The following is a 17,790-nucleotide window of genomic DNA, read 5'->3' on the forward strand; positions in this document are numbered from 1 at the left end:
TAATTTGAAAAAACAGAAATAAGCCTAAAATGAAAACCTTACCCCAAACTTGTGAACAATGCCTCGAAGAATTCAGCACGGCCCTGGAGGAACTCGTCATTTATGCCAGCCGAGGCGAAAAAACCGGGTACACCGAAACCCAATCCAGAGATTTGATCACCCATTTCGAAGTAGCCCACGAATTGGCACTGAAAGTTATTTCCAAATTTTTCGAAAAACTAAAAAAAGGTCCATTCTCTGGGTCCCGAGATGCAACGGTTGAGGCTTTCCATGCCGAATTGATTGATGATGGCAAAGGCTGGCTCGATATGATCATCGACCGAATCCAGTATAACCCAGTCTATACCATCGATACGCAATCCAACTTTCTGGAAAACATCCGTAAAAGATACATCAGGCTTTTGGAGCGATTTGAGCGGACAATGGTGAAAAAGCTGGAGGAGTAATGAGAGTAATCAGTAGGCAGTGCCAGTTGGCAGAAAAGTTCAACACCTCAAGTGAAAATTATTTCCTGAGTACGAGGAAGAGAAATCCGAGGAAACCTGACTGCAGGCAGGTCTGTGCCTTTTCTGTGAAAAACTTGCCTGCCTGCAGTCAGGTCTACGGAAAATTTTTTTCAAAAAGAGGCTGTCTCATAAGGCTTCTTGGAGTCAGCCTGAGCACCTGACCAACGCGAGTTGGGCAGTACGAAGGCCATTTCCAGTTAATCTGGCCACATTTCGACTACGCTCAATGTAACAATAGGTAATTTTGAGACAGCCTCCTTTAATTTTTCAATCTTGCAATATTTCAATTTTCCAATCTGAAAATCATCTAAAAACAAACCCCGAAGGCCCTCTCCCCACTTCCATCGTATTGACTTCAGCTCCTGATTTAGAATAGACAGTCACCTGTCCATTTCCCTGAAATCCCTTCGCATTAGCGACGTAGATTTCCTGTCGCTCCTTATCGTATCCTATCCCATAGAAGCCTGACCCCGTTTTCCATTCCGGAATAAGTGTCTCCCCATCATTAATGGAAACCACCGCGATACCGTCATTGTAATCGGGCCAGCCCGTACTGGTCAAAATGTACATTTTGGCATCCTCTCCGAAAGCAATGCTTCGCGTCGCATTGGAAATATCAAAAGCCCGGTATTCTTTTTTGGTCAGATCGGACAAGTGAAATGACTGGAAGTAAACCTGCTCAGAATCGTAAGCATAAACCCACAAATCACCCCGCTCTTCAAAAAACTGAACAGGTCTTCCGTCCACCTCGATGGTTTTGATGACTGTTTCAGTCTCCGCATCGATGATTTCGATTTTCCCCTCTTCTGATCCGGCCACGAAGACATATTTCCCAACAGTAAACAGGTCTTCAGGCTTGTTGGAGACTTCAATTTTCTTTTTTACCGTACCTCCATCCAATCCGGAGACCACCGCGATGTAAGAATCCGGCGTAGCAAAACTCGCATCGTAGGGTCCATAATCAGAAATAAACAGCTTACCTTGAGCTGTGGCTAATGATCTGGGAATATCCAAATCGCCTATGACTGAACCTATTGACTTAAAATCTCCCGGGTTCACGATCTCCACCTTACCCGTATTGGCTACCAAGTAGAGCCGTTCTTCTTCGAGAACTATATCCTCCAATAGTCCAGCAAAGGGACGGTTATTTTCGGCTTCAAACACGTTTTCTTTCAGAATACCAGTACTGGGGTCCAAATGAAAGACTTCTCCGTCATTGGCACCGAATGCCCCTTCATTGATTATTAGAACTCCGGTATCATAGGCACCAAGTGGCCTTTCGTTGCCTGAATCATTGCAGGCAACCAGTAAGTAAAATAGAGCTAAAACTCCAAGCTGATTTTTGTAAGCAAACTTCATAAGTGTATAGTTAAATTAAGTTGAAACGAGCGACCGGGCATAGCACGGAGATAAAGCACTTGATAATCCTTATCCAATAAATTCAGTACTTGAAAACTGAGCGGAAAGCGGGTTTTTCCCCATTTCAGATCGGAAAACCTCAGCCCTGCGTTCCAAAGCTGATACGAATCCAACACTCTCGCATTGCCCGTTCCGATGGCACGTTGCCCGACATAGAAAGTCCCCAAATTCAGGGAAAATCCAGCGTAGGCTGCTATAAGTGATCCGTTTGCTTGATGCTTGGGAGTGTAGGGAAGTTGACGGGGATTTGTAGGCTCGGAAGTGAGATCCAAAGCCTGTGAAAAGGTGTAACTCAGCCCAATCTCCATGTCCACTAACCCTATTTTCCGGTTTCCTTTCCCCTGATATTCAATACCCTGATTTTGGACTTCCCGAATATTCTCCGGACTCCAGACAGATCCCTGAGGCATCCAAATGATCCAGTTATTGACTTGCATTCGATAGTAGGTCAGACTTTGATCCCAGGAAAAAGCTCCTGTTTTGGTCCAATTCAGCCCGATTTCTCCGGACACACTTTCCTCGGGAAGCAAATCCGGATTGCCTCCGGGGCTCCAAAATCGGTCATTCAGCGTAGGAACTTTAAATCCTTTTCCAACTGAAGCTTTAAGCAAAAATTCTTGTTGGTCACCTTCCCAAAACTTCCAATCTCCTCCGATGCTAGGTAGAAATGGAACGAAATTATCCAAATATGCAAATTGCCGGAGATTCACAGAAAGTGACAGATCCTCTGAGGCATCATATCGCGCTGACTGATAAAACTCAAAGCGCTGATCCGTTGCCGAATAGGTGCTCAAATCCCCCTGTACAAAAGTCCCCCGAACGCCAGCTTTGAATTGCAGACGGTCCCCTTTGGAAAAATCCCAATCCGAAGCAGCAAAAAACTGCCGGGTTTGATTCAGACTTTCATTGAAAATCATCTTGTCCTGAATCCAACCTGTTTTAAGATTCCAAATTGACTTTCCGCTAAATCGGAAATAATCCAAAACCGCCCGAAAACTCTCATCAGACTGCTGATCTGTGGTATTGGAACCCATCACAGGTTGGATTTCCCGATCGGCCTTATTCCACCAAAATGCCGCCTTGAGCTGACTTTTGGAATTTAGATTCCATGCCAGATCCTGCACAAAACCAAGTTGTTCCGCTGCTGCATTTTGCGCCTTCACTTCGGGAGTTCCCGGCTGGGAAATGTCCCGGAAGCTAAAGTCATTTTGTACAAATTGCCGATAAAAACGACTTTTGCTGCTGAACTTCTTTGAAGAAAATCCTCCGGAAAATGCGGAATTGAACAATCCAAAACTCCCGAAAGTCTGTGCGATTTTTCCTCTAAATCCTTTTCGAAAATCAGTTTTTGAGTTCATATGCAGGCTTCCGCCAATCGCTTCATTTCCAAAAAGTGCTCCCGAACTTCCGAAATGCAATTGGGCCTGATCGATTGCCTCCACCGGCAGAATCGAAAGATCACTTTGACCAAGCGAAGGGCTGTTTATCGGAAGGCCATTCCAAAAAAGGGCTGTATGACCTGCCGAGGTACCGCGAAAAGATGGCGAAGCCAACATTCCTGCTCCGTATTGCCGGACGAAAACAGGACTTTGCTCCTGCAGCAAATCACCCAGGGATCGCGCAGCATAGGCCTCCAGCAACTCAGAATCGAATTTCACCACCTTTTGCCCTTGGGCAAAACGATCCAAGGGAGGCGCATACACCTCCACCTGCTCTAAAGAAACGGTGTCCTGAGTCGGCACAAAACCGATCACAGAAACTACCCAAAACAACAAGGTCATGCCCGAGCGAATAAGTTTAAACTCAATTCTCCCGATAGGTATCGGGATCGGCCTTGAAGAGAAATGGGAAGAAATGAAAACTCTCCCGTCCAGCAAAATGCTCTTGGGAAATCGACACGTCTTCTTCGCTTTTCCTCCGAAAGCACAGAATCAACAGATCAAGGCAGGTCTCCTGGCTCATCTGATTTTTGCCGGCCTTCTCGTCCCGTCCCGATGGTAATCGGGACAAGGTCAATGGCATAGTGGAGCAAAAACTTTTTTCTTTCTGATCACTCAAAAAGACAGACTGACAGTTGCGGGGACAGCTCCGGTTTTACACCGGATTCCCTTTTAATCCCCAGAGCCGAACGAGCGGATGGGGAACCTTCATCAACAGCAAAGTAAAGCGATTTTGATTTGGTAAAAAAGCAGGAGACCATCAATAATTTTGGAAAGCAGGGATTATCTCATTTACCTTGGCAGAATATTTCGTCAGGTTATCCGTATGTTAAAAAAATCTAGAAACAACATTTTCCACTCAAAATCAACAGCTTACCTTCTTTACTTTTGGAGCATTGTTCTATTGATTTCCTGCGGAAAAAAACCTGAATCCGTCGTTGAAAAAACTCAGATTGCCCTGAACTACGCCAAGGGATTTGAGATTTTTCAAGGAAAAGATTTTTGGGAAATCCATGTGACACAGGGCTACCCGGGAGCTGAAAAAATATTTCGCTACCTGGTTTTGGAGGAAAATTCCCAGGCTGAAAAAACGGGATTCGATGCCGTAGTTCAGCTGCCGATTTCCAAAATCGTAATGACTTCCACCACCCATATTCCGCATCTGGACTTGCTGAATTCAAGCGAAAAACTGGTCGGTTTTCCCCAAACAGATTTGATTTCATCCAAAAAAACCAGGGAGTTGATCGACTCCGGAAAAGTCACTGACTTGGGGAATGGTCCATCAGCCAACCCGGAGATGGTCATCGACCTGCAACCCGATTGGATAATGATTTCGACTTTGGGAGAAGATTTGAGGTATTTGGATCTCTTTGCGCAAGCAAAAATTCCTGCTGTAATCAATGGAGAATATGTCGAGCAAAACCCGCTTGGACGAGCAGAATGGATCAAATTCACCGGGATTTTGCTTGGGAAACACGAAGAGTCGGTGGCGGTTTTTGAGGATATTGAAAAAGCTTATCAGCATGCCGAAAAACTCACAGCAAATCTGCCTGAAACAGGCAAACCGAAAGTGCTCAGCGGCGTAATGTATCAGGATATCTGGTATGCTCCGGGAGCGGATAGTTGGGGTGCGAGAATCCTTGAAAATGCGGGCGGAAGCTACATTTTTGCTGACCAAAGTGGTGAAGGAAGTCTGCAACTCAGCTATGAATTTGTCTTGGACAAGGGCTTGGAAACTGACTTTTGGATCGGTTCGTCAGACTTTGCAGACCTGAATGCCATGGGAAATTCGGAACCTCGGTATCGGGCTTTTAGACCTTGGAAAAACGGTGAAGTTTATACCTACACCGCAAAAAAAGGCGCAACAGGAGGACTGGAATATTTCGAGTTGGGTTACGTTCGGCCTGACTTGATTCTCAAAGATCTGATCAAAATCCTCCACCCGGAACTTTTGCCGGAATATGAGTTGTATTTTTATCAGAAACTCGATGCAGGCAAGTAACCCGATCCCACCGTCGCCGTGGTTTGTGTCCCCACAAACCACTTTTAAATTAGATCATTATCTGCTTTCTTACCAATACTTCAATCTGGCCTCGACACTTCGACAAGCTCAGTGACCGGGCTCGGCCACCGAGTCATGGGTTACAAGGAAGGGAGGAAAATGCGGCTGCGCCATATTTTCCTCCCCTCCCTATTAAATTATATCAACGGGTACCGAGTTAAGTCGAGGTGTAATCAAAATAAAATTCGGACACTGGTGTCATTTCGGAAAATCAAAATAAATCGATGAACCTTTTTAAAGAACCCGATCGGGTATAATTACTTTCAATATTAATTTTTTATACCCGATCGGATATATTTTAAATAAAATAATTAAATTTATACCATAAAGGGTATAATAAATGGCAAATTTCTCAGCATTTTTAAAGGAGAAACGCAAGTCTGTCGGGCTAACCCAAGAAGAACTTGCGGCTAAGGCAGGTGTAGGTTTGCGGTTTGTCCGAGATCTCGAACAAGGAAAAAAAACGCTTCGGCTCGATAAGGTGAATCAGGTATTGGTATTATTTGGAAAGCAGGTTGGTGTGGTTGATCTTGAATCTTGACGAAATGACCTCCACCTTGTCCATTGTCCCCGCAAACCATAGACAAATTCACTCCATGAATCCAAAAAATCACTTTTTCCTATCGCCATGGTCAGTGTCTCCACCGAACACAACCAATAATAAATAAATCTGCGTCCTACCTTTGTAACAAGGTTCGCGCCTGCCTTTCTGCAAGGCAAGCACGAACCTCCATCAAAATAAACTTTAATGCCTAACCATCACACGCCGTGGTCGGTGTCTCCACCTACCACTCTAATCGATAAAATGAATCTACACCCCTACCTTTAACGCCGAGGGTCGTGTCTCCACGAACCTCTTCCAAAAAAATATTTAATGCCCAACCGCCCTTACCTTTTCCCCATCGCCATTGCCATTCTCGGACTGAGCTTTTTGCTCAATCTGAGCTTGGGTTCGGTGTGGATTCCGTTTGGGGAGATTGTCACAGGGCTATTTTCAGGAGAATGGAATAAATCCTCCTGGGAGCAAATTATTATCAATTATCGACTCCCAAAAGCTCTTGTGGCCATTTTTGCAGGAATTGGCCTTAGTCTCAGCGGGCTTCAGATGCAGACTTTTTTTAGAAATCCACTGGCAGGTCCTTTTGTCTTGGGTATCAGTTCGGGGGCAGGTTTGGGCGTAGCGATTTTGATGCTGGCGGGATCTACTTTTGGATTTGCGCTGAGCGGAGTAAATTCCTGGGCGATTGCATTTGCAGGTGTTTTGGGAGCCGGATTGGTCTTATCGGCCGTCAGTTTGGTGGCCTGGAAAGTCAAAGACAGCATGACGCTTTTGATCGTGGGATTGATGTTTGGATCGACAGTTTCGGCAGTGATCTCAGTGCTTTCGTACTTCTCAGGAGCCGAAGCATTGAAGCTTTTCACCGTTTGGTCGATGGGAAGTTTGGGCGCTTTAGGATGGTCTCAAGTCGGGATTTTAGGTGTGTTGATTCTCCTTGGATGCATCCCGGTTTTCAGCTCGATCAAATCCTACAATGCGCTTTTGCTGGGCGAATCTTACGCAAAGAGCATGGGAATCCGAACCGAAAAGATGCGGTGGTTGATGATCGGAAGTACCGGGATTTTGGCTGGAGGAATTACCGCTTTTTGTGGACCGATAGCATTCATTGGAATAGCAGTTCCACACCTTGCACGAATCGTTTGGAAAAGTTCGGATCACCGGATTCTCTTTCCGGCATCGGCTCTGATCGGGGCGATTTTGCTGTTGCTCTGCGATGCAGCGGGTCAACTTCCGGGCTTTGCAAGCACTTTACCGATCAATGCGGTCACTTCATTGGTTGGAGCGCCGATTGTGATTGGCTTGATTTTGAAACGGAACTTTAGTAGGGATTTTTAAAAAATGGCAAGAAATCAGCAACATATCGCACTGGAAGGCAAGGACTTGACGCTTGGCTATTTTCATCAAAAAGCCAAAAAAGAAATCCTGAATGATCTCAACTTTCAGCTCTATTCGGGTGAACTTACTTGCCTGCTTGGACCTAATGGCGTGGGGAAATCTACGCTGATCAAGGCTATTTTGGGTCAAATCAAACCTTGGAAAGGTGAGCTTAAAATCGATAATCAATCCCTCGAAAACCTTGGAATCGAAGAACTTGCCAAGCGAATTTCTGTCGTGCTGACAGATCCGGTTTTCCCCGGAAATATGACGGTAGGTCAACTCGTCGCTTTAGGTAGAACACCCCATACCGGCTGGTCGGGAAAATTGAACAAATTGGATAGAGAAATCGTCGAAAAAGCACTCTCAGACACCAAAATTGCTTATCTCCGGGACGAGCGCTTGAGCGAAATCAGCGACGGACAGCGCCAAAAGGCGATGATTGCCCGAGCTTTGGCACAGGATGGAAAACTGATGATCCTGGACGAACCAACGGCACATCTGGACTTGGTCAACCGATTTGAAATCATGGAATTACTCCGGGATATTGCCGCGCAAAAAGGCAAAGCTGTTCTTGTAGTTACTCACGATTTGGATATCGCAATAGAAACTGCAGATCGGTTTTGGCTACTCAACTGCGGAACTCCTTTGATCTCGGGGAAGCCCGAGGACTTGATCATTTCCGGTAAGATCAATCAATTACTTCCTGGCGATAAATATCGATTTAGTCTCGATCGGGGAAAAATAGAGTTTGAGATTCGGGATTCGGGATTTGAAATTGAGGGACCGCCTGAATTGGTTTTTTGGGTTGAGAAGGCACTGAGAAAAGCGGGGATTTTAAACTTGAGTCATCCTGTATCCGTGACCAAAGAGCCCTTCACGATAGTTTCAGAGGGGAAAAAATTTCAATTGATAGCTACCATGATTGATCATTTCAATGAGCATAATTAAATGTTTAACTTGAAATAATCACCATATTTAGTCTACCTATCTTTTTGTTTTTAATAAACACACCTCCTTTCAGCCAAGGATGGAATCTTTTTGGGAAAGTGTCTTAGCGTGTCACAGCTAAAAATTCCATTTTCTGAGTGCTTTTCTAAAGGGTATTTCAACCTGTCTCACAGGTAGGTTTGTTTTTTTTTATGTCCCTTGGCACTGATCCAAGTGAATTAGATTTGAGGTATTTTATATACGGATTCTCTCAACAGTCTGGTAGCTATCGGACCACAACACATCTAATAGGAACTCAATCCTACCATTATTTGGGTACGTGGCTAAACGAATACACCTTAAGAAATGCACAAAGTCCGGTATTACCAATTCAATACTTCAATCAAATGGAATATGAAAGAAACTAAGAATTATGGATAAGCGTTTATAAAAGTCAGATCCATTTTATCAGGGGCTAATCCAACTATCTTATGAGTATCTTAACCACCAAAGGGATTTTTTCCGTTGCTTTGATTTTTTTAATTCAAAACGCTGCGGCTCAAGGAATATCGGGAGAATTTACTTTTGCCATCAATGATCAACTGGAAGAGCGAATCTATGCCATCGATCAATTGGAATTTTATGAAGATCCTTCCAATTCCCTCAAAATTGAAGAGGTTTTACTCCCGGATTTTCAACAGAAATTCAAAGTGAATCCGGATTTTTCCAAAAACAAGTTTGAAACCGACAGAACTTATTGGGTAAAAGTATCTATCCTCAAACAGCCACAAAGTGAGAAAAATTGGATTTTGGAATTTTATGACCAGACTATTGATGAAATCGAAGCCTATATCCCCGGTGCAGACGGAGTAAAAAAAGTCGATTTGGGAGATCAAAATCCCTTTGATCATCGACTTTTTGCCCATAAAAATTTTGAAATCCCTGTCTCCAATAGTTCGGAAGGAGTCGATAATTATTATTTCAAGATACGCTCTTCACAAAAGGCGGATATACGGATAGCTTTTCGGTCAGTAAACCGTTTTGTCTTTTATGCCTTGAATGAATATTTCCTTTATGGGATATTTTACGGGATGATCCTAATCATTGCACTTTACAATTTACTGATATACAGTGCTATAAGAGAAGTAAAATACCTCTATTATGTCTTCTATTTATTAAGCGTAGCGGGATTTGCCATGGCTCTGGACGGAATAGGATTCCAATACCTGTGGCCTGAGAATCCATCTTGGAACTCTTATGCCACGGGAGTTTTTGCATTTTTCATCATCACCTTCGCCATTCTGTTTTCTGTCAAATTTTTGAATCTCAAACACAGGCACCGGATATTTTATCGAATTCTGATCGGTTTTTTAGCTGTGAAATCGCTGCTCTTTTTAGTAGGACTTTGGTTTTTCCCCAGTCTTCTTGAAATCCAGGTTTATGATGTGGTTCCTTTTTCGCTTATCCTGATAGCCAGCATCCAAGTTTTAATCAAAGGCTACAAAGTCGCCCGGCTTTTTGTGGCAGCATATTCCATTTTGTTTATCGGATTGATGCTGAAAGTGATGGTACAGACTGCAGTCATCCCACACGGCACCGTGTTATACTACAGCCTGCATATTGCTTTTTTGATCGAAATGCTCTTACTGACTTTGGCACTGGGAGATCGTGTTAAAATCTTGAAAGAAACCAAGGACCAAGCCCTCAGAAGGTCTCTACGGCAATCAGAGGCAAATGCCAAGTTGAAAGACAAGATCAACAGAGAGTTGGAAGAAAAAGTAGCAGAACGAACTAAAGAACTCGAATCCAAAAACAGACTTCTGGAAGAATACAACAAAAAAATCCTTGAAAAAGACGAGGAAATCAAGCGAATCAATTCGCTGCTGGACAAAGACATCTGGAAGCTAAAATCTCAAGTGAAGGAAAGTATGCAGGCAAGGATCACAAATAAGCGAATGAACTTTGGGGAATTTAAAGTCATATTCCCGGACACTTCAGCTTGCTTACGCTACTTGGACGAAGTGAAATGGGGACGGGGATATGTATGTAAGTCCTGCGGACACCGTCGGGAATCCAAAGCCCCAAAACTCTTCAGCAGGAGATGTGGTCGATGCGGTCATACTGAATCTCCGACAGCCGGTACGATTTTCCATGGAATCAGAATCCCCCTCGAGAAGGCCTTTTTTATTGCCTACTTGGTGATTTCTGAACAGGAGAATTTAACCTTAGAGCAACTTTCTGCCCTACTGGAATTGCGGGTCAACGCCATCAGCAGTTTCAGGATGAAGGTAAGGCAAATCCTGGAGTCAACAGGAAAAACATCACATACCTGGGATGATTTATTGATGGAGAAACAGCCTGCCGAAGCACTGGATTTCCTATAATCAGGCATATTTTCCTATCTGCTATTGAAGAGGGAACAAAAATATTAAAAGTGCGATTTTTAGACCAAAAAGCGCAATTTACTTGAAATCAAAAGAGGAAAAATAAGTCAGAAAGCAATCGATTTCGGAACGAATTCAAGCTCTTTTTCCTTTAAATCTGATTAGTTGGGTGGATTGGTACTCTAGATTTAGGATAATAAGTCTTTGACTTGTTTACACTCTAAACCAAACCCAAAACCAATGAGAAAATTACTACCGCGTGTGAACCCCCATCGTTCGGTTCACATTTTGTTCCTCGTGCTTTGTTTGCTATTCGGGACACAGGTATTGGCCCAAAGTACCGTCCAGGTTCAGGGTACCATTATCGATTCCACAGGCGAACCCCTCCCCGGAGTAAATGTTGTCATCAAAGGTACAGCTGTGGGGACAGTATCAGATCTGGATGGCAAATACACCTTAAATGTGCCCTCAGACGCTGTGCTTGTATTTTCGTTTGTCGGATTTATCAGTCAGGAAATCCCGGTAAACAATCAGACCGTCATCAACCTAACCCTCGCCGAAGACACCTCCGATTTGGACGAATTCGTAGTGGTGGGATACGGTCTTCAGCGAAAGAGTGATTTGACGGGAGCTATTTCATCAATCAAATCCGAGGAAATCAACCGACTTCCGGTTTCGAATGTCACCCAATCCCTTCAAGGGAGAGTATCCGGGGTGCAGGTCACTTCCAATTCAGGTGCACCGGGTGCAGGTACTACCATTCGGATCCGTGGGGTGGGTACATTAAATAACTCATCTCCCTTGTTTGTGGTGGACGGGATGCTTTTGGATGACATTGACTTTTTGAATCCAAATGATGTCGAATCCATGGAAGTACTCAAAGACGCCTCGGCTACCGCGATCTACGGGTCAAGAGGAGCAAACGGAGTGGTAATTGTCACTACCAAAGGCGGATCTTTTGATACCAAAGGGAAAATAAACATCGATGCATTCACAGGAGTACAGCAAGTAGCGAAGAAAATTGATCTTGTTAATGGGCGGCAATTTGCGGAGTTGGCCAACGAGTTGGAGCAAAATGTGGGAAATCAGCCAATTTATGACGTCAACGATTACGGAGTAGGTACGGATTGGCAGGATCAGATCTTCAGAAATGCCCCGGTTTCCAGCGTCAATCTTGGAGCAAGCGGTGGAAATGCCAATACATCCTACAACCTGAGCGTCAATTATTTTAATCAAAAAGGAGTCGTAAAAGAGTCAGAATTCGAACGACTCACCCTCCGCCTGAACAATCAATACAAACTGGGAGAAGCAGTGACATTCGGTCACAACTTTTCATTCATTTACTTCAACCAGCAGAATGAACCGGGAGTAGTAGGCAACGCTTATCGTGCATATCCCATTTTCAACCCTAGAAATCCAGACGGGACATTTACCAATACTGCTCCAGTTGGAAATCCTGTAGCACAATTTGAATACAATTCAAACAATCAAACCAATGATTATCGAAGTGTCGGAAATTTCTTTATGGATGTCAAATTCCTCAAGGATTTTACTTTCCGAAGTAATTTTGGACTAGACCTGTCTTTTCGGGACGGCAAAAACTTCACACCCGTATTTTTTGTATCTCCTACGCAGCAAAACCCGGAAAATTCCATTTCAGTCAATACGGGCAGAGCGAGAAATATCCTTTGGGAAAATACGGTCAATTACAACAAAGAATGGGATGATCACCGCATAAATCTCCTTGGTGGTGTGACCACCCAGTCATTTTATCAAGAATCTCTGGGAGGTGGACGCAGAAACCTTCCCGGAGAAGACCCCTCGCTTTGGTATCTGAATGCCGGCGAGCTTACCTCTCAGACCAATTCAAACTCAGCCGGAGATTGGGCCATGCTTTCCTTCCTTTTCAGAGCAAATTACGTTTACAAAGACAAGTTCTTGGTGACCGGTACTTTCCGACGGGATGGTTCTTCCCGATTTGGCAGAGAAAATCGATTTGGCAATTTCCCATCCATCGCTTTGGGCTATCGGCTGATTGAAGAAGGATTTCTTCAAAATCAAAACTTCCTTTCAAACCTGAAAATCCGCGGTAGCTGGGGAATCATCGGTAACGATAAAATCGCTTTTTACGAAGGTCGACCGGTAGTCACAGGAAATACAAATGCAGTTTTTGGAGTAAATGAAGAGCTGATTTATGGTGCGACTTTGACCAGGTTGGCCAATCCATTTATTCAGTGGGAAGAAACAATCACCTCCAATTTAGGATTGGAATTTGGCTTTTTTGATGACCGACTTACCGGTGAACTGGATTATTACTACCGAAGAACAAACGACATTTTGGTAGGCGTACCTATCCCGTCGTACGTTGGCGCATCCAATAATCCAATCGTGAATGCTGCTTCAGTAGAAAACAAAGGAATTGACCTAAGCCTAAACTGGAGAGAGCAAAAGGGGGATTTTGGATACAATTTCGGAATTGTGGCCTCTACGGTCAACAACAGCGTATTGGATATCGGAGAGGGAAATGAGGCCATCTTCGGTGGTGCAGTAGGAATCAGTGGGCTTTTGGGTTCGAGGACTATCGTGGGAGAATCCATTGGGCATTATTTCGGCTATAAAACGGCTGGAGTCTTTCAAAATGAAGAACAACTGGCCAATACCCCCAAGAGAGGTCCCGAAAGAGTCGGTGATCTGATTTTTGAGGATACCAATGGTGATGGAGTTGTGAATAACAATGATCGGGTGATCCTGGGAAGCCCAATTCCGGATTTGATCTTTGGTTTCAACCTGGGCTTTGACTACAAAGGCTTTGACTTCGGGGCAGACTTCAACGGAACAGTGGGAAATGAAATCTACAATTCCAAAAAGCAGGTTCGGTTCAACACATACAACTTCGAAACCTCCTTTCTTGATCGATGGACAGGAGAAGGCACCAGTAATGAGGAACCTCGGGTCACCAACGGAGGACACAATTATGAAGTTTCAGACCGGTTTATTGAGAAAGGTTCCTTCTTAAGACTCAGAAACATTCAAATCGGCTACAGCTTCCCAACTGTGGCTTTGGATCGGTTCAAGGTACAGAATTTCAGATTGTATCTATCCGGAACCAATTTATTTACTTTGACCAAATACTCCGGCTACACTCCTGAAATCGGAGGGGGTAATGTACTGGGAACGGGTTATGACTCAGGTTTATATCCAATCGCCCGTACTGTTAACATAGGTATTTCTGCCAACTTCTAAACCCAAAGATCATCATGCAATCCTATATAAAAAATCGAATTTTCACAGTTACGCTGAGTCTCGCTGTTTTCGGAGGATTAGTTTCCTGCGGCGATGAGTTTCTTGACCGAGCTCCAAAAGGAGAACTCACCTCTGATAACTTCTTTAAAGATGCACTTCAGGCCGAGCAGGCAGTCAATTCCATCTATTCACACCTTCGCAATTTTAACGTTCACGTATTTTCTTACGTCGGAATCACTGATATCGCCTCAGACGATGCGGATAAGGGGTCTGTCCCAGGAGATGCCGGATTCCTACAGGACATCAATGACTTTACGTTTGATGCAAACAATACCGCTGTAAATGGAATCTGGAGTGGATATTATCAAGGTATTTTCCGAGCAAACCAGGTACTCGCCAATGTGCCTGACATCGAGATGAATCCTGAACTTCAGACTCGCCTTCTTGGAGAAGCCAGGTTTCTCAGGGCCTACTTCTACTTCTTCTTGGTACGAACTTATGGCGATATTCCATTGATCGACCGCCCGTTGAACCCGGATGAATACCGACAGTCGAGAGTACCGGCAGCTCAGATCTATGAATTCATTGAAGAGGATCTCAACTTTGCGATAGCCAATCTCCCAGAGAAATCAGAATACCCCGCTTCCGAATTGGGAAGAGCTACTGCAGGTGCGGCTAAGGCTTATTTGGCTAAAGTTCACCTCTTCCAAAATGATTTCCAGGCAGCATTTCAACTTGCTCAGGAGGTAATCAATAGTGGAGAATACGCGCTTTTTCCAAACTATGAAGCCATCTTCAGAAGAGAAGGGGAGCACAGTTCAGAGAGTATTTTCGAGGTGTCTACCGTTGCTTTGGAGCAAGGCGGTGGCGGATCCCAGTTTAATGAAGTCCAGGGAATCCGGGGAAATCCCAATAACGGTTGGGGATTCAACAGTCCATCGGCGGATCTGATCGCTGCCTATGAGGAAAATGACCCGCGCTTAGGTGCGACAGTGATTTCCAATGGCGATACACTTTCCACAGGCGAAATTGTACGGGCTGATCCTAATATGGGTGCAGGAGCCAGATTCAGCAAAAAAGCTTGGGTGCCTGAGCGACCGCCGATTGGATTTGGCAACAGCGGAGCAAATATCCGTCTGTTCAGATATGCGGATTTATTGCTGATCGCCGCAGAAGCAGCCAATGAACTTGGAAACAGTGGAGAGGCCTTAAATTATTTGAATCAGGTAAGAGCACGTGCCCGGCAGGGCAATCCTGATATCCTCCCGGATGTCACTACTACCAATCAATCGGAACTCAGGACAGCTATCTGGCATGAGCGCAGAGTAGAGTTGGCCATGGAACAACACCGGTACTTTGACCTTGTGCGACAGGGGCAGGCACAGGCTGTATTCAGCGCCCTTGGTATCAATTGGACAGCCGGAAAACATGAAGTGTTCCCAATTCCACAGTCAGAAATTGATATCAGTGGAGGCACGCTAACTCAAAATCCAGGATATTAAAAGTCAAATTCTGAATTAAGTGAAAGTTAGACCCAACTTTCACTTTCCCTATTGAATCCTTGAAAATCCCGGATTGTCCTGAAGATCAATTAATCGGGATAATTCGGGTATTTTCATTCTTAAAAAAGACCTAAAATGAACCACACACGAATAGTAATTCCCATCTTGATCGTTTTGGGGCTTTTTGCCTGCCAAAATAAACCTGTGGAATTGGGGACTTTGGAAATAGATCCATACGATCGCCATGTAGAACTCAGATGGAATCCATCAGATGCTGCCGTAAGCTATTCGGTTTGGGTAAGCCTGGATGGAGAGACCTTTACACCTCGGGGAGAAACTACCGATACACTGTACTTAGACTTTGTATCCGACCTGGGAAGTGATCTGAAATTGAGCTACCAAATCCGGGCAAATCGGTCACAGGATACGCTGGTTTTAGCTTCCAAAGAAACCGCAACCCGAAAAATGTCGGACGAGGAATTGTTGGATATGGTAGCCTATTACACCTTCAGATATTTCTGGCACGGAGCCGAGCCCAACTCAGGTATGGCACCCGAGCGCATTCACCTCGATGGGGAATATCCGGATAATGATGCGCATATCGTTACCACAGGAGGAACAGGATTTGGACTTTTTGGGCTGATTGCAGGGATAGAGCGGGAGTGGGTGTCTCGGGAGCAAGGCCTGGCCAGAATGGAAAGAATCGTGGGTTTTCTTGAGAAAGCAGATCGCTACAACGGAATATGGGCACACTGGATCGACGGAAAAACAGGAAAAACCAAGCCTTTTGGAAAGAAAGATAATGGTGCAGATCTGGTCGAATCGGCCTTTCTGATGCAGGGACTCCTTACTGTTAGAGAATATTACAAACATGGAACAGATTCTGAGAAAGTGCTTGCAGCGCGCATCAATAAGCTTTGGGAAGAAATGAACTGGACTTGGCACACACAGGGCGGCAAGGATGTGCTCTACTGGCACTGGTCACCGGAGTATGGTTGGGACATGAATTTTGCGCTGGAAGGCTACAATGAATGCCTGATCACCTACGTTTTAGCGGCAGCTTCGCCTACTCACACCATCGATGCGGCAGCTTACCACAAAGGCTGGGCAAGAAATGGAGGTATCCAAGCTAATAATTTAGCCTACGGCTATCCGCTCCAACTCAGACACAACGGGGCCGAAGAAAAAGGAGGACCACTTTTCTGGGCTCATTACTCCTATTTAGGATTGAATCCCATGGGACTGAAAGACCGATATGCTGACTATGAACAGGAAAACCGCAACCATACCCTCATCAATCGGGCTTGGTGTCTGGAGAATCCGGGGAATTTCAAAGGATACGGGGAGTCACTTTGGGGCTTGACCGCTTCGTACTCGATCAACTTTTACAATGCACATCATCCGGGCAATGACACAGGAGTCATTTCTCCTACCGCAGCTGTTTCCTCTATTCCTTATACTCCAAAAGAATCCATGGAGGTCATCAAAAATCTCTATTACAACTATGGTAAAAAAGTCCTTGGAAAATATGGATTTTACGATGCAATGAGTCCACATCATGACTTTTTCCCAACCCGATACCTTGCGATCGATCAGGGGCCCATGATTGCGATGATAGAAAACCACCGAACGGGTCTGGGATGGAAGCTGTTTATGGGCGCACCGGAAGTACAAGAGGGGCTGAAAAAATTGGGGTTCAGCACTCCAAGCAGGTAAGATTTAAAGAGGCTGTCTCATAATTACTAATTGTGACATGGAGCGTAGTCAAAATGTAGCCCCAATTACTGGAAATGGCCTTCGTACTGTCCAACTCGCGTTGGTCAGGTGCTCAGGCTGACACCGAGCTGCATTTTGAGACAGCCTCTTTTTTAGTTTAAAATCCTTCCATTTTAGTTAGAAAAAGATTGCTGGAGTCGAGAGGTAGGAGTTCATTATTTTTGGAGGCGCTTTTCTCAATACTTTAGACCAACTAACTCAAACTGGAATTAGAATTGATCCTTTTTTGATGAAAATAGATTCCCAATTTATTTTAATATGAATATACGGAATTCTGCCAGTAGCCGAATTATATACTGACAGTTCGTGACAATGGTTTGATAATCAGCTAAAAGTGGGGTTACTTGGTCAAAACAACGGTTCTGACCATGAATATTTTAAAGTTTGAGGAGCGTTTTCCAGATGAAGAATCCTGCATCACCTTTTTCAAAGCCAAAAGAGAGCACGAAGGTGTGGTTTGCAAAAAGTGCAAGGGCAAGGATCACTATTGGTTGCACAATAAAAATATGTTCCAGTGCAAAACATGTGAATTCCGAACCAGCTTGAAAAGCGGTACAGTAATGGAAAACAGTAATTTAACACTGCGACAGTGGCTT

Annotated in this window: 13 protein-coding genes and 1 riboswitch; of the genes, 10 read left to right on the forward strand and 3 right to left on the reverse strand. The window is 44.4% G+C overall.

Features of this window, described 5'->3' with window-relative positions; genetic code table 11:
• Positions 1-29 precede the first annotated feature (29 nt).
• Entirely contained in the window at positions 30-446 is a 417-nt protein-coding gene (locus C4S61_RS11075) for a nucleotidyltransferase substrate binding protein (RefSeq protein ID WP_103924864.1), read from the forward strand.
• 363 nt (positions 447-809) lie between these two features.
• Here C4S61_RS11075 and C4S61_RS11085 read toward each other — a convergent pair whose 3' ends face one another.
• The 3 genes from C4S61_RS11085 to C4S61_RS21820 form a co-directional block, all read right to left on the reverse strand.
• Complete coding sequence (locus tag C4S61_RS11085) at positions 810-1,865, reverse strand: YncE family protein (protein ID WP_103924866.1); 1,056 nt, start codon at positions 1,863-1,865, stop codon at positions 810-812.
• Entirely contained in the window at positions 1,862-3,706 is a 1,845-nt protein-coding gene (locus C4S61_RS11090) for a TonB-dependent receptor plug domain-containing protein (RefSeq protein WP_103924867.1), read from the reverse strand. The genes C4S61_RS11085 and C4S61_RS11090 overlap by 4 nt, the downstream gene beginning before the upstream one ends.
• A gap of 22 nt (positions 3,707-3,728) precedes the next feature.
• Positions 3,729-3,887: a hypothetical protein gene (locus C4S61_RS21820; protein WP_160111230.1), complete on the reverse strand. Its 159-nt coding sequence runs from the start codon at positions 3,885-3,887 to the stop codon at positions 3,729-3,731.
• Positions 3,852-4,089, reverse strand: a riboswitch (cobalamin riboswitch). Its footprint overlaps the gene before it by 36 nt.
• Before the next feature lie 101 nt (positions 4,090-4,190).
• Here C4S61_RS21820 and C4S61_RS11095 point away from each other — a divergent pair.
• The 9 genes from C4S61_RS11095 to C4S61_RS11135 all read left to right on the forward strand — a co-directional run.
• Positions 4,191-5,366, forward strand: a complete 1,176-nt coding sequence (locus C4S61_RS11095; RefSeq protein ID WP_103924868.1) for an ABC transporter substrate-binding protein — start codon at positions 4,191-4,193, stop codon at positions 5,364-5,366.
• 400 nt (positions 5,367-5,766) lie between these two features.
• Positions 5,767-5,967, forward strand: coding sequence for a helix-turn-helix transcriptional regulator (locus C4S61_RS11100; protein ID WP_103924869.1), 201 nt, complete (start codon positions 5,767-5,769; stop codon positions 5,965-5,967).
• Between the two features lie 333 nt (positions 5,968-6,300).
• On the forward strand, positions 6,301-7,320 hold the full coding sequence (locus C4S61_RS11105) for an iron ABC transporter permease (RefSeq protein WP_103924870.1): 1,020 nt from the start codon (positions 6,301-6,303) through the stop codon (positions 7,318-7,320).
• A gap of 3 nt (positions 7,321-7,323) precedes the next feature.
• The gene (locus C4S61_RS11110; RefSeq protein WP_103924871.1) at positions 7,324-8,310 is read left to right on the forward strand and encodes an ABC transporter ATP-binding protein; all 987 of its coding nucleotides are present in this window, start codon (positions 7,324-7,326) and stop codon (positions 8,308-8,310) included.
• A 470-nt stretch (positions 8,311-8,780) separates the two neighbouring features.
• Positions 8,781-10,673, forward strand: coding sequence for a 7TM diverse intracellular signaling domain-containing protein (locus C4S61_RS11115; RefSeq protein ID WP_103924872.1), 1,893 nt, complete (start codon positions 8,781-8,783; stop codon positions 10,671-10,673).
• Positions 10,674-10,913: 240 nt separating this feature from the next.
• Complete coding sequence (locus tag C4S61_RS11120; protein WP_103924873.1) at positions 10,914-13,916, forward strand: SusC/RagA family TonB-linked outer membrane protein; 3,003 nt, start codon at positions 10,914-10,916, stop codon at positions 13,914-13,916.
• Between the two features lie 14 nt (positions 13,917-13,930).
• Positions 13,931-15,418, forward strand: coding sequence for a RagB/SusD family nutrient uptake outer membrane protein (locus C4S61_RS11125; RefSeq protein WP_103924874.1), 1,488 nt, complete (start codon positions 13,931-13,933; stop codon positions 15,416-15,418).
• Positions 15,419-15,553: 135 nt separating this feature from the next.
• Positions 15,554-17,134, forward strand: a complete 1,581-nt coding sequence (locus tag C4S61_RS11130) for a glucoamylase family protein (protein ID WP_103924875.1) — start codon at positions 15,554-15,556, stop codon at positions 17,132-17,134.
• Between the two features lie 428 nt (positions 17,135-17,562).
• Positions 17,563-17,790 (forward strand): transposase (locus tag C4S61_RS11135; protein WP_146064382.1); only part of this gene is annotated, 228 nt, incomplete at its 3' end.

Origin of the sequence: Algoriphagus boritolerans DSM 17298 = JCM 18970 (assembly GCF_900108085.1) — a bacterium.
Classification (GTDB): Bacteria; Bacteroidota; Bacteroidia; order Cytophagales; family Cyclobacteriaceae; genus Algoriphagus; species Algoriphagus boritolerans.

Excerpts from the sequence above, each read along its gene's own strand:
- C4S61_RS11075 (WP_103924864.1), top strand. The coding sequence starts at position 30 with ATGAAAACCTTACCCCAAACTTGTGAACAATGCCTCGAAGAATTCAGC.
- C4S61_RS11085 (WP_103924866.1), bottom strand. The coding sequence starts at position 1,865 with ATGAAGTTTGCTTACAAAAATCAGCTTGGAGTTTTAGCTCTATTTTAC.
- C4S61_RS11090 (WP_103924867.1), bottom strand. The coding sequence starts at position 3,706 with ATGACCTTGTTGTTTTGGGTAGTTTCTGTGATCGGTTTTGTGCCGACT.
- C4S61_RS21820 (WP_160111230.1), bottom strand. The coding sequence starts at position 3,887 with ATGAGCCAGGAGACCTGCCTTGATCTGTTGATTCTGTGCTTTCGGAGG.
- C4S61_RS11095 (WP_103924868.1), top strand. The coding sequence starts at position 4,191 with ATGTTAAAAAAATCTAGAAACAACATTTTCCACTCAAAATCAACAGCT.
- C4S61_RS11100 (WP_103924869.1), top strand. The coding sequence starts at position 5,767 with ATGGCAAATTTCTCAGCATTTTTAAAGGAGAAACGCAAGTCTGTCGGG.
- C4S61_RS11105 (WP_103924870.1), top strand. The coding sequence starts at position 6,301 with ATGCCCAACCGCCCTTACCTTTTCCCCATCGCCATTGCCATTCTCGGA.
- C4S61_RS11110 (WP_103924871.1), top strand. The coding sequence starts at position 7,324 with ATGGCAAGAAATCAGCAACATATCGCACTGGAAGGCAAGGACTTGACG.
- C4S61_RS11115 (WP_103924872.1), top strand. The coding sequence starts at position 8,781 with ATGAGTATCTTAACCACCAAAGGGATTTTTTCCGTTGCTTTGATTTTT.
- C4S61_RS11120 (WP_103924873.1), top strand. The coding sequence starts at position 10,914 with ATGAGAAAATTACTACCGCGTGTGAACCCCCATCGTTCGGTTCACATT.
- C4S61_RS11125 (WP_103924874.1), top strand. The coding sequence starts at position 13,931 with ATGCAATCCTATATAAAAAATCGAATTTTCACAGTTACGCTGAGTCTC.
- C4S61_RS11130 (WP_103924875.1), top strand. The coding sequence starts at position 15,554 with ATGAACCACACACGAATAGTAATTCCCATCTTGATCGTTTTGGGGCTT.